The organism is Lentzea sp. NEAU-D7 (genome assembly GCF_026242055.1).
GTDB lineage: Bacteria > Actinomycetota > Actinomycetes > Mycobacteriales > Pseudonocardiaceae > Lentzea.
The window spans coordinates 110,262-122,369 of sequence record NZ_JAPJDL010000013.1 but is presented as its reverse complement, the minus strand read 5'-3'; the positions used below and the strand labels follow the sequence as shown (position 1 = coordinate 122,369).

10 protein-coding genes are annotated in these 12,108 nt (G+C 71.4%); 6 read left to right on the top strand and 4 right to left on the bottom strand.

Features of this window, described 5'->3' with window-relative positions; genetic code table 11:
- Positions 1 to 41: 41 nt before the first annotated feature.
- From ORI60_RS25520 to ORI60_RS25505, 4 genes are all read right to left on the bottom strand, one after another.
- Positions 42 to 986, bottom strand: coding sequence for a cellulose-binding domain-containing protein (locus tag ORI60_RS25520; RefSeq protein ID WP_266040415.1), 945 nt, complete (start codon positions 984 to 986; stop codon positions 42 to 44).
- A 47-nt stretch (positions 987 to 1,033) separates the two neighbouring features.
- A complete protein-coding gene (locus ORI60_RS25515; protein WP_266040414.1) occupies positions 1,034 to 1,582 on the bottom strand; it encodes an NPCBM/NEW2 domain-containing protein in 549 nt (182 codons plus the stop codon).
- A gap of 88 nt (positions 1,583 to 1,670) precedes the next feature.
- Positions 1,671 to 2,222 (bottom strand): PH domain-containing protein, encoded by a 552-nt coding sequence (locus tag ORI60_RS25510; protein WP_266040413.1) that lies wholly within the window; start codon positions 2,220 to 2,222, stop codon positions 1,671 to 1,673.
- 124 nt (positions 2,223 to 2,346) lie between these two features.
- Positions 2,347 to 3,579, bottom strand: a complete 1,233-nt coding sequence (locus ORI60_RS25505) for an ROK family protein (RefSeq protein WP_266040412.1) — start codon at positions 3,577 to 3,579, stop codon at positions 2,347 to 2,349.
- Positions 3,580 to 3,714: 135 nt separating this feature from the next.
- Here ORI60_RS25505 and ORI60_RS25500 point away from each other — a divergent pair, with 135 nt between their 5' ends.
- From ORI60_RS25500 to ORI60_RS25475, 6 genes are read left to right on the top strand one after another with little or no spacing between them, the layout of a single operon-like run.
- The gene (locus ORI60_RS25500; protein WP_266040411.1) at positions 3,715 to 5,379 is read left to right on the top strand and encodes an ABC transporter substrate-binding protein; all 1,665 of its coding nucleotides are present in this window, start codon (positions 3,715 to 3,717) and stop codon (positions 5,377 to 5,379) included.
- Positions 5,380 to 5,381: 2 nt separating this feature from the next.
- On the top strand, positions 5,382 to 6,380 hold the full coding sequence (locus tag ORI60_RS25495; RefSeq protein WP_266040410.1) for an ABC transporter permease: 999 nt from the start codon (positions 5,382 to 5,384) through the stop codon (positions 6,378 to 6,380).
- Positions 6,377 to 8,056 (top strand): dipeptide/oligopeptide/nickel ABC transporter permease/ATP-binding protein, encoded by a 1,680-nt coding sequence (locus ORI60_RS25490; protein WP_266040408.1) that lies wholly within the window; start codon positions 6,377 to 6,379, stop codon positions 8,054 to 8,056. Before ORI60_RS25495 ends, ORI60_RS25490 begins: the two co-directional genes overlap by 4 nt.
- Positions 8,053 to 8,808: an ABC transporter ATP-binding protein gene (locus tag ORI60_RS25485; RefSeq protein ID WP_266040407.1), complete on the top strand. Its 756-nt coding sequence runs from the start codon at positions 8,053 to 8,055 to the stop codon at positions 8,806 to 8,808. The genes ORI60_RS25490 and ORI60_RS25485 overlap by 4 nt, the downstream gene beginning before the upstream one ends.
- A complete protein-coding gene (locus tag ORI60_RS25480; protein ID WP_266040406.1) occupies positions 8,805 to 11,258 on the top strand; it encodes a glycoside hydrolase family 2 protein in 2,454 nt (817 codons plus the stop codon). Before ORI60_RS25485 ends, ORI60_RS25480 begins: the two co-directional genes overlap by 4 nt.
- A complete protein-coding gene (locus ORI60_RS25475; protein WP_266040405.1) occupies positions 11,248 to 12,087 on the top strand; it encodes a LacI family DNA-binding transcriptional regulator in 840 nt (279 codons plus the stop codon). The genes ORI60_RS25480 and ORI60_RS25475 overlap by 11 nt, the downstream gene beginning before the upstream one ends.
- Positions 12,088 to 12,108: the final 21 nt, after the last annotated feature.

The following is a 12,108-nucleotide window of genomic DNA, read 5'->3' as shown; positions in this document are numbered from 1 at the left end:
GCGCCCCTGCGCAAAGCCTCGCCGGCGCGCGCGAGTCCCCGCTACTCCACCGCGCACTTCACGTTGTTGAGCGAGAACGCGGCCGGCGGGTTCGGACGGCCGCGGGAGGTGCCGTTGAAGCCGAACCGCACCGACGCACCCGCCTCGATCCGCCGGTTGTAGCTCGTGTTCGCGGCGCCGACGACCGACCCGTACTGCCTGCCGGACGCGTCCCACATCTCGCGAAGGCTCTCCCCGTCGGAGAAGGCCCACAGCAGCGACCAGCCGTTCACCGCCGCGGTGCCGGTGTTGCGCACGGTCACGCTCGCCTGGAAACCGCCCTGCCACTGCTCGGTGATCCGGTAGGCGACAGCGCAGGCCTTCGCCGGAGGCGGCGGAGTCGTGGTCGGCGGGGGCGGTGGCGGCGGCGCGGGGGTCGTGGTCGTCGTGGTGGGGGCGGGCTTGGACGTGTCGGAACCCTCGCAGGGCGGGCCCCACAGTCCGCGCTTCGCCGCGGACGCCTCGTCCCGGGCGTTGATCAGCGGTCCGCTCTCGACGCCCTCGGGCTTCAGGGCGCCCTGCTGCACGGCGAGCACCGCGTAGTCGGTGCCGTCCTCCAGCTCCAGGTCGACCAGGCCGATCTCCAGCCCGGTGAACCGGACGGAGCTCGCCAGCAGCGTCGACCTGGCGAAGGAGAGCGAGGCCGCCGCGAAGCACTCCTTCGGTTCCGCCAGCGACGCGACGCGGACCCGCGTGCCGTCGGCGAACTCGACCGTCCGCGCGTCGATGACGTCCCGCACGACGGTGAGCACGTCCTGCGGCGGCACCACCTCGTTGACGAGCGTCGGCGGTTTCAGCGGGGACTGCGGAGAGGGCGACGGTGCCGGGGGTTCCGCCGAGCACGCGCCCGCGAACAGCAACAACATCACCAGCAGGTGCTTGCGCGCCACCGTCACTCCCCTGACCGTCCACCCGACCCGCTGTCCCGTGCGGACGACAGCGCTCACCCGGCTGCTGGAATGTCGGTTGAGCTGATCACCGCGTTACGTCCGGGTCAGACGGTCCTGCCGGGCGGCGCGGAGCAGAACACCCTCGGGGTGCCCCAGGCGTTGTGCGCGTCCCGGCCACCGCGCACGTCGAGCAACGTCAGCCGGTCGACGGCCGAGATGTCGACCTCGACGTGCTGGGGGGCGTCGGCGATGCTCGCCTGCCGGGTGGTGGCCTCCTTCTCGTCCGCCCTGATCACGAACTGCCCCACCCCGTCCTGCTGAGGCGAGGCCGCGTCCTTCCCGACCCACACCGAGAGGCGGGTGCACCTGCCCGCGGTGGACCAGGTGCGGAAGTTCGCCGACGAGCCGGCCGAGCCCCGGATGCTGTGGGAGAACGGCTCCCTGCCCACCCCGATGCTGATCGACGGCACGGTCTCGTGCCCGTCGCCGGACTCGACCGCCTGGTGGGTGGTGAGGTCGTACCAGTCCTCGGCGGGAGGCGCAGGAGCGGCCGGTGACGTGGTGAGCACGGTGGCCGCGGGCTCGTCACCGCTCAGCACCCCGCTGACGAGCAGGGACGTCCCGATCACCAGCACGATGACCACGGCGGCCACGCCAGTGATCCACCGCCTGGGTTTGTGACCTGGCCCACCGGTAGTCATGCCCGGCTTTGTCTGAGACGGGCACCTCTTCGTTACAGGTTCAGCCCCCGTTGAGCCACATGCCGAGCCAGGCGACGACGAGCAGGAACGCGACCACGCCCGCGAAGTGCCACGGCACCAGGTCGAGGCTCTTGCGCACACCACCGCCGCCGGTGGGCGCCGGGCGCGGCCGGTGCCGCTCGATCGCCTCCCGCAGCCGCGCCTGCACCTGGCTCCCCCGCAACGAGCTCGCCGCGGAGAAGGCGCCGACGGCGACGTTGATCCGCTCCCCCGAGGTGGTGACGAGGGTGAGCTCCCGCGTCGCCTCGACCGCCGCGAGGTCGGCCCACGGCACCCAGTACCTGCGGAACCAGTTCACGACCAGGACACCCGAGTCGTGGACCTCCACCACCGCGTGCGCGCCGACCATCCACATGAACCACGTGAGTGGCGCCATGATCGCGATGAACTCCAGCTGGTGCCCGAACCCGTTGCCGGGGAACGGGTTGAGCAGCACGTACGTGCTCGTCGCGAGCGCGCCCAGCGTCACGACCCAGCTGAAGGCGCTGTCGAACTTCCTGCGCAGCACCACTGCCGCCCTGCCCCGGCTCATGCGCACACCCTAGGTCGTGCCCCGGAAGTTCGTCCGGTGGCAGGCGCGGGCGAGAGACCCGGAGACGGCGCCCTCGGCCGCTACTGCCGCCCGACGGGACTTCCGGGACACGGCCTGGATCCGCTCAGCGGACCAGTTGCCCGAACACGGGCGGTTCCTCGGCGGCCAGGTCGTCCGGCAGCCGCAGGCCCTGACGCCGCGGCACCAGCTCCGACTGCAGCACGATCGCCGCGGCGCCGATGGCGGGCGCCGACGCCGCGGAGGGCGACAGCCGCACGGAGATCGGGTGGGCGTCGCGCGCGATGAACGCGCTGTCGAGCTCGGCGCGCAGCACGGGCAGGTAGATCGAGCCCGCGATCGCGAAGCTCGGGCCGGTGAGCACCAGCACCTCCAGGTCCAGCACGTTCGCCAGCGTGCGCGCGGCGGCCGCGAAGTACCGGGCGGACCGTTCGAGCAACGCGACCGCGCGGGTGTTGCCCTGCCTGGCCGCCCTGCTGATCGCCGCGAAGTCGGCCGCGACCGGTGTCGCCGCGCGGGTACGGCCTCCGACGAGCCCTGCCGCACGACTCAGTGCCCGGTCGGCCCGTGCCTGCTCCACGACCGCGGCGGGACCGGCCAGCACCTCCAGGCACCCGCGCGCGCCGCACCGGCAGCGCGGGCCGTCGACGTCGAGGCAGGTGTGGCCGATCTCGCCGGTGTGGCCGCTCGGGCCCCGGTAGGTGGTGCCGCCGAGCACGATGCCCGCGCCGACGTCCGACCCCATGAACAGCGCGGCGAACGTCGACGTCGCGCCGACACCGCCGGACCAGTGCTCGCCGATCGCCGCCGCGGTCGCGTCGTTGTCGAGCACCACCGGCAGGCCGGTCGCCCGCTCGACCGCACGGCCGAACTCGTGGTGCTCCGCCGGACGAGCCGCCACGAGTCCCAGCCCGAGGATTCGATCGCGTTCGACACCCACGCTGTCGATCAGCGCGCCGACCTCACGGGCCACCCTGGCGACCACGGCCGCCGGCTCGTCGGCGCCGGCGCCCGCGCGGGAGATCCTGGCGACGACCGCTCCGCCGAGGTTGGTCAGGACGTAGGTGATCCGCGCGTCGTCGAGGTGCACGCCGACGGCGTAGCGCGCGAAGTGGTTGAGCTGCAGCATGACCCGGCGCTTGCCGCCGGTCGACTCGGCGTGCCCGGTCTCGGCCACCAGCCCCTCGTCGATCAGGCCGCGCACGACGGTGGAGATCGTGCCGCCGGTCAGGCCGGTGGCGTTGACCAGGCCGACACGGCTGATCATCCCGGCCGCCCTGACCAGGTCCAGCACGGCCGCCCTGGTGCTGGCGTGGGTCACCCGCGCCGGTCCGCTCACAGCACTCCTCCGTCGAACGACGAACAGATCCATCGACAACCTCGGGATCAGTAAAGCATCCCGAGGCGTTGACTTTCTTTGTTTAGTAACTGAAGAATCCTCGCCGCGAACCACCCAGCCACGGGAGGATCAACGATGTTCCTGCACAAGCGGCTCTGCTCACTCGGTCTCGCGGTCCTCGTCGCGGCCACCGCTGCCTGCTCCGGATCCGGCGGCGCGGGCCGGGCCCGCGACACGCTCGTCGTCTACACCGGGCAGGCCGGCGACTACCAGCTGAACTTCAACCCGTACGCCCCCACCCAGATCGAGGGGCCCGGGACGATCTACGAACCGCTGTTCTTCTTCAACATCGCGAAGGACGGACCGCCGAAGCCCATGCTCGGCACCGAGTTCGCGTGGAACGCGGACGGCACGGAGTTGTCGATCACGCTGAGAGACGGCGTGACCTGGTCCGACGGCGAGAAGTTCACCGCCGAGGACGTCAAGTTCACGCTCGACATGGTCGCCAAGACCCCCGCCGTCAACAGGACCGGCTTCAAGGGATCGACGACCGCCGTGGACGACACGCACGTGGTCGTCAAGTTCCCCGAACCGTCCTACATGGACGGACCGCAGGTGCTGGGCCAGCTGTGGATCATGCCCGAGCACATCTGGAAGAACTACGCCACGCCCGCGACCGAGGTGAACCCGAGCCCGGTCGGCACCGGCCCGTTCCAGCTCGGCGAGTTCAAGGCGCAGTCGTTCACGCTCAAGGCGAACCCGAAGTACTGGGGCGGCGAGCCGGCGCTGAAGCAGATCCGCTACCTGTCGCTGTCGGGCAACCAGGCGGGCGTCGACGCGCTCAAGGCCGGTTCGATCGACTGGCAGACCGGTCCCATCCCGGACATCAAGGACATCGAGAAGAACTACCCCGGCTACAAGGCGGTCACCCTGCCGCTCAACCAGGTCTCGCTGTTCACGTGCTCCAACGCCCAGCTCGGCTGTCAGGGCGCGCAGACCGACCCGGCCGTGCGCAGGGCGATCTACCACGGGATGAACCGCACCCAGATCAACTCGCTGGCCTTCCAGAACACCGGCAGCGAGATGTCACCCGGCTTCACGCTGCAGCCGCGCGACTCGGCCTTGCTGTCGGGCAAGCTCACCGACCGCATGGCGCCGATGAGCGCCGACGTCGCCAAGGCCACCGAGCTGCTCACGTCCGCCGGGTACGTCAAGGGCGCGGACGGCATCTACGCCAAGGACGGCAAGCCGCTGGCGCTGACCGTCAAGGTGGTCGCCGGCTGGACCGACTACATCACCGCGCTGGAGACCCTGAGCCAGCAGCTGCTCCAGATCGGCATCAAGATCACGCCGCAGCAGCTGTCGTGGAACGAGTGGGCCGACGCGCGCGGCCGCGGCCAGTTCGAGCTGCTGATCGACTCGGTCGAGCAGGGCCCGGCACCGGACCCGTACTACACCTACAGCTACTTCTTCTCGACCGCGACGACCGCGCCGGTCGGGCAGGCCGCCAACCCGAACTTCTCCCGGTTCAGCAACCCCGTCGTGGACGCGGCCCTGGCCGAGCTCAAGAGGACCGACCGCGGCAACCCGGCGCGGCAGGCGCACTACGACACCATCCAGGTCGAGCTCGAGAAGTCGATGCCGTACATCCCGGTGCTGACCGGCGGCGTCCCGAACGAGTACAACGACAAGGCGTTCACCGGCTGGCCGACGAAGGACGACCTCTACGCGTTCCCCGCCGTGTGGAAGCGCCCGGACGCCTCCCAGGTGTACGCGAAGCTCAAGCCCGCCGGGTCCTGACGATGGGCTACCACCTGCGCAAGGTCGCCTTCTACCTGGCGGCGCTGTGGGCGGCGGTGACGCTGAACTTCGTCATCCCGCGGCTGCTGCCGGGCAACCCCGTGGACATCCTGATGGCCAAGCTCCAGCAGCGCGGCGGGTCCGTCGACCCCGCCGCCCGCCAGGCCTACGAGACGTTGCTCGGCACCGGCGGGCGCGAGTCGTTCGCACAGGAGTACCTGGCGTACCTGGGGAACCTGCTGCGCGGGGACCTCGGGGTGTCGGTCAGCGCGTTCCCGGCGAAGGTCTCCGACGTGATCGGCGACTCGCTGCCGTGGACGATCGTGCTGGTCGGGCTCGCGACCCTGATCTCGTTCGTGCTCGGGGTCGGGCTCGGCGCGCTCGTCGGCTGGAAGCGCGGCACCTGGCTCGACGCGCTGGTGCCCGCGACCACGATGCTGTCCGCGGTGCCGTACTTCTGGCTGGCGCTGATCCTGGTCGCGCTGCTCTCGTCGGGGCTCGGCTGGTTCCCGCTCAACGGCGGCTACGACGTGGTCCTGGACCCCGGCTGGAACCCCGAGTTCCTCGGCTCCGCGCTGTACCACGGCATCCTGCCCGCGCTGACGATCGTGCTCTCCTCGGTCGGCGGCTGGCTGCTCGGCATGCGCAACATGATGGTCTCGGCCATGTCGGAGGACTACGTGCTGACCGCGCGGGCCAAGGGCCTGACCGGCAGCCGGGTCATGATCCGGTACGCGGCGCGCAACGCCGTGCTGCCCTCCGTCGCCGGGTTCGCGATCTCACTCGGGTTCGTGGTGTCCGGGTCGATCGTCACCGAGCAGGTCTTCTCCTACCCCGGCATCGGCTCGAAGCTGCTGCAGGCCGTGCAGAACAACGACTACGCGCTCATGCAGGGGATCTTCCTGGTGATCACGATCGCGGTGCTCGGCGCGAACCTGGTCGTCGACCTGCTCTACGGGCTGATCGACGCCCGCACGAGGGATCGGAGCACGGTGTCATGACCTGGTCGGGAAAACTCCGCGCCGGCCTCCTGCTGGCCGGCCTGATCGTCCTGTTCGGACTCGTCGGCCCGCTGCTCACCGGTGATCCCGCGACGATCAGGGACGTCGGCCTCACCCCGCCCGGCGACGGGCACCTGCTGGGCACCACGATCACCGGTCAGGACGTGCTCGCCCAGCTCGCCCACGCCACCCGCGGCTCGTTGTGGATCGGCCTGCTCGTCGGGGTCATGGCGACGGTGCTGTCCGGTGTCTTCGGCATCGTCGGCGCCTACGCGGGCGGTGCCGTGGACGAGGCGTTCTCGTTGTTCTCCAACGTGATGCTGGTGATCCCCGGCCTGCCGCTGGTCATCGTCGTGGCCGGGTTCGTGCCCGCCGACCAGCGCGGCACGTGGACGATCTCGCTGGTGCTCGCGATCACCGGGTGGGCCGCGGCGGCCCGGGTCCTGCGCGCGCAAACGCTGTCGTTGCGCAACCGGGACTACGTGGCCGCGGCGCGGGTGTCCGGCGAGAAGACGTGGCGCGTGATCTGCGTGGAGATCCTGCCGAACCTGTTGCCGATCCTCGCGTCCCAGTTCGTGTTCGCCGTCGTCCTGGCGATCCTGAGCGAGGCGGGCCTGTCGTTCCTCGGGCTCGGGGCGGCCGACTCCTCGACGCTGGGCACGATGCTCTACTACGCGCAGAACGGCTTCGCGCTGCAACGCGAGGCGTGGTGGTGGTTCGTCCCGCCGGGATTGGTCATCGCCCTGTTCGGCGGCGCGCTGTCCCTCGTCAACTTCAGCATCGACGAGATCATCAACCCCGCGCTGCGCGAGCGGGTCCGGCGCGGGCGCGACGTCGTGGCCACCACGCCCGTGGTGGCGCCCGCGGACGAGGACGTGGTGCTGACGGTCAGCGACCTCAACGTCGTCTACCAGGGCGCCACACCCGTGCACGCCGTCAAGGACGTGTCGCTCACGTTGCGTCGCGGCGAGATCCTCGGCCTGGCGGGCGAGTCCGGCTGCGGCAAGACCACCCTCGCCTATGCGGTCAACCGCCTGCACCGGCCGCCGGCCGAGGTCACCTCGGGATCCGTCGTGTTCGACGGCGTCGACGTGCTGGCGCTGGGCCCGGAGGAGCTCCGCCGGTTCCGCTGGGTCAGGTTGTCCATGGTGTTCCAGGGCGCCATGAACTCCCTGAACCCCGTCACGCCGATCAGCGCGCAGCTGCAGGACGTCCTGCGCACGCACCGCCCGTCGATGACCGCGACGGATCGCGCGGCGCGGTGCGCGGAGGTGCTCCGGCTCGTCGGCGTCGACCGGGCCAGGCTCGGCTCCTACCCGCACGAGCTGTCCGGCGGCATGCGGCAACGCGTGATGATCGCCATGGCGTTGCTGCTCGAACCACAGGTCATGATCATGGACGAGCCCACCACCGCTCTCGACGTGCTGGTGCAGCGGGAGATCCTCAACGAGATCAAGCGCCTGCGCGACGAGCTGCGGTTCGCGGTCGTGTTCATCACGCACGACCTGCCGCTGCTGCTGGAGCTGAGCGACCGGATCGCGGTGATGCGCGAGGGCGAGGTCGTCGAGTACGCGACGGCCGAGGAGATGTACCTGCGGCCGCGGCACCCCTACACGCGGCAGCTGCTGGCGTCGTTCCCGAGCCTGACCGGCGAGCGAGGAGCTCTGATCCGATGACCACGCTCGAAGTCCGCGACCTCACGAAGACGTTCCACCGGCACCGCGCGGTCGACGGTGTCTCGTTCACGCTCACCCCCGGCCGGACCGTCGCGCTGGTCGGCGAGTCCGGGTCGGGGAAGTCGACGATCGCGAGGATGATCGCCCGCCTGGTCCGTCCCACCTCCGGCGAGATCACGCTGACCGGCCAGGACGGCGCACCGGTGGCGCGGCGGGCGTATCGCGACCACGTGCAGATGATCTTCCAGGACCCGTTCGCCTCGCTCAACCCGTTCCACACCGTCGAACACCACCTCGCCCGGCCGTTGCTGCTGCACGGACGTTCCCGCGCGGAGGTGCCCCACCTGCTGGAGCGCGTGAGCCTCTCGCCGGACCTCGCCCGCCGCCGCCCGCACGAGCTGTCCGGCGGGCAGCGGCAACGGGTGGCGATAGCCCGCGCGCTCGCACCGGGCGCGAAGGTGATCATCGCCGACGAACCGGTGTCCATGCTGGACGTCTCGATCCGGCTGGGCGTGCTCAAGCTGCTCGACCGGCTGCAACGCGAGGAGGACCTCGCGGTCCTCTACATCACGCACGACCTGGCCACCGCCCGGCACTTCTCCGACGAGGTCCTGGTGATGCACCGGGGCCGCATCGTCGAACGAGGTCCGGGCGACGACGTGCTCCTGCGTCCGCGGGACCCGTACACCCGGCAGCTCGCCGCCGCCGCGCCCGACCCGGAAGCCCGTTTCCGACAAGGAGGACAGCCTTGATCCGCCAGTACCTGCACGACGGCTGGCAGCTGACCGCGGCCACGAACGAGGTGCCGGACAACATCCGGGGCCGCACGGTGCCCGCCGCGGTGCCCGGCAGCACCCACCTCGACCTGCTCGCGTCCGGGCTGATCACCGACCCGTTCCTCGACCGGGCGGAGGAGGAGCTCGCCTGGATGCACCGCGCGGACTGGCGTTACAGCACCACGTTCCTCGCCGCCACGGCCAGGCCGGGACAGCGGGCCGACCTCGTTTTCGACGGCCTCGACACCATCGCCACCGTCGAGCTGAACGGGCACGTGGCCGGGCAGACGGCGAACATGCACCGCGGCTACCGGTTCGACGTCCGCGAGTTCCTGGTGGACGGCGGCAACGACCTGACGGTGTCGTTCTCGTCCGCGCTCGCGCACGCCGAGAAGGCCGAGGCCGCTCTCGGCGCCCGGCCGCACGTCAACGCGCACCCGTTCAACATGATCCGCAAGATGGCGTGCAGCTTCGGCTGGGACTGGGGCCCCGACCTGCAGACCGCGGGCATCTGGCGGCCGGTGCGGCTGGAGCGCTGGCACACCGCCCGGCTCGCGCGGGTCCGCCCTGTCGTCACGGTCGCCGGCACGACCGGGCAGGTCGAGCTGCACGTCGACTTCGAGTGGGCGGTCCCGGAGGACCTGACCCTGCACATCGCCGTGGGCGGCCACGAGCGCACGGTCACCGTCCCGGCCGGACAGGAGGACCTGGTCGCACGCGTCGACGTGCCCCAGGCCGCGCTCTGGTGGCCGGCCGGGCACGGCGCGCAGCCGCTGTACGACCTGGAAGTGGTGCTGCGCGCGAAATCCGGCGTCCTCGACAGCACCTCGAAGCGGATCGGGTTCCGCACGATCACCGTCGACACCGCACCGGACGAGCACGGCACCCCGTTCACCGTCGTCGTGAACGACCGGCCGCTCTTCGTCAAGGGCGCCAACTGGATCCCCGACGACCACTTCCTCACCCGGATCACCCGCGACCGGCTGGCGCGGCGGGTGGACCAGGCCGTGGCCGCGCACGTCAACCTGCTGCGGGTGTGGGGCGGCGGGATCTACGAGTCCGACGACTTCTACGACGTCTGCGACGAACGCGGAGTCCTGGTGTGGCAGGACTTCCCGCTCGCCTGCGCCGCGTACCCGGAGGAGGAGCCGATCCGCGCGGAGCTGGAGGCCGAGGCCCGCGAGAACGTCGCGCGCCTGATGTCCCACGCCTCGCTGGCGCTGTGGAACGGCGGCAACGAGAACGTCTGGGGGTTCGCCGACTGGGGCTGGCCCGAGCAGCTGGACGGCCGGACGTGGGGCCTCGGCCACTACGACGAGCTCCTGCCCGGCATCGTCGCCGAGCTGGACCCGACGCGGTTCTACTGCCCCAGCAGCCCGTACAGCCCGGTGGACGGCGTGCACCCCAACGACGAGCACCACGGCACGCGGCACGACTGGCACGTCTGGAACGAGGCCGGCTACCGGCACTACCGCGACCACGTGCCGCGGTTCTGCTCGGAGTTCGGCTTCCAGGGCCCGCCGGCGTGGGCCACGCTCACCCGCTGGATCCACGACCGGCCGCTGTCCCCGGACTCGCCGAGCTTCCTGGCGCACCAGAAGGCCGAGGACGGCAACGGCAAGCTCGTGCGCGGACTGGCGGCGCACCTGCCCGTGCCGGCGCGGTTCGAGGACTGGCACTGGGCGACGCAGCTCAACCAGGCGCGGGCGGTGAGCTTCGGCGTCGAGCACTTCCGCTCGTGGTGGCCGCGCACGGCCGGCGCGGTCGTGTGGCAGCTCAACGACTGCTGGCCGGTCACCTCCTGGGCGGCGATCGACAGCGAGGAACGGCTCAAACCGCTGTGGTACGGGCTGCGGCACGCCTACGAGCCCCGGCTCCTCACCTTCCAGCCGCGGGGCGACCGGCTCGTGCTCGTCGCCGTCAACGACCACGACGAGCCGTGGGACGCGCACCTCACCCTCGACCGGCAGACGTTCCGGGGCGTCACGCTGCACCTGACTAGACTGCGCCGGACGGTGCCGCCCCGCTCGGTCCTCTGCCTGGACCTGGAGGACGCGCTGCTGCAGCCGGTGAACGACGACGCGGAGGTGATGGTGGCGACCACCGCCGAAGCCCGTGCGATCCTGCCGTTCCGGGAGGACGTCGAGCTCTCCTACGACCCCCGTCCCCTTGCCGCGCAGGCACAGGCGGTGCACGGCGGGTACGAGGTCGAGGTGCGGGCCGGCTCGTTCGCGCGCGACGTCGCCGTCCTGGCCGACCGGGTGGCGCCGGACGCGGTCGTGGACGACTCGCTCGTGCCGATGCTGGCCGGAGAGGTGCGCGTGTTCCACATCCGCACGGACGCCGTCGTCGACCCGGCGGCCTTCACCGATCCGCTGGTCCTGCGCTGTGCCAACGACCTCCGCGCGGTGCCCGATGCCGGGTGAACCGGCGGGCGCGGTGGGCCTGGTGCTCGCGCGGCCCGCACGCCTGCTCGGGGTCGAGCCGTTCTTCATGGAGTTCATCGCCGGGATCGAGGAACGGCTCGCCGAGCGCGACCTGTCCGTCCTGCTGCACGTGGTGGCGGACCACGACGCGGAGATCGCCGCCTACCGGCGCTGGGCGAGCCGCGGCCTCGTGGACGCCGTGGTCGTGGTGAACCCGGTGGCGGACGACCCGCGCCCGGCCGTGCTCGCGGAGATCGCGCTGCCCGCGGTGGTCGTCGGTGACGACCCCCGGCTGCCCTCGGTCCGCACCGACCACGCCGGGCCTGTCGCCGAAGCGCTCGAGCACCTGCTCGACCTGGGGCACCGGCGGATCGCCAGGGTCACCGGCCCCTCCGCGTTGCAGCACACGCGGGCCCGCACGGACGCGCTGCTGGCCGGGTGCGCACGGGCGGGCGTCGAGCCGGTGGTCGTCGAGGGCGACTACTCCGAGGAGGCGGGCGCCAAGCTCACCACCGCGCTGCTGAGCGGGCCGGAACCGCCCACCGCGATCCTCTACGACAACGACGTGATGGCCGTGGCGGGACTCGCCGCGGCCGCCGAGCTCGGTGTCGCGGTGCCGGACCGCCTCAGCCTCGTGGCGTGGGACGACTCGACGCTGTGCCAGCTCGCCTCCCCCGCCCTCACGACGATGAGCGTCGACGTGCACCAGTTCGGCGTGTCGGTGGCGGAGTCGGTGCTGGAGCGGATCGACGGCGGCCCGGTCACGCCGCGCTGGTCACCGACGGCCCGCTACCTCCCGCGCGGCACGACGGCACCCGCGTCCACTTAGGACGGGTCTGCCCAGGGGGTT

What these genes read in the sequence shown, in the direction of transcription:
- ORI60_RS25475 (WP_266040405.1), top strand. Translation starts at nt 11,248, where the DNA reads ATGCCGGGTGAACCGGCGGGCGCGGTGGGCCTGGTGCTCGCGCGGCCC.
- ORI60_RS25510 (WP_266040413.1), bottom strand. Translation starts at nt 2,222, where the DNA reads ATGAGCCGGGGCAGGGCGGCAGTGGTGCTGCGCAGGAAGTTCGACAGC.
- ORI60_RS25495 (WP_266040410.1), top strand. Translation starts at nt 5,382, where the DNA reads ATGGGCTACCACCTGCGCAAGGTCGCCTTCTACCTGGCGGCGCTGTGG.
- ORI60_RS25500 (WP_266040411.1), top strand. Translation starts at nt 3,715, where the DNA reads ATGTTCCTGCACAAGCGGCTCTGCTCACTCGGTCTCGCGGTCCTCGTC.
- ORI60_RS25485 (WP_266040407.1), top strand. Translation starts at nt 8,053, where the DNA reads ATGACCACGCTCGAAGTCCGCGACCTCACGAAGACGTTCCACCGGCAC.
- ORI60_RS25490 (WP_266040408.1), top strand. Translation starts at nt 6,377, where the DNA reads ATGACCTGGTCGGGAAAACTCCGCGCCGGCCTCCTGCTGGCCGGCCTG.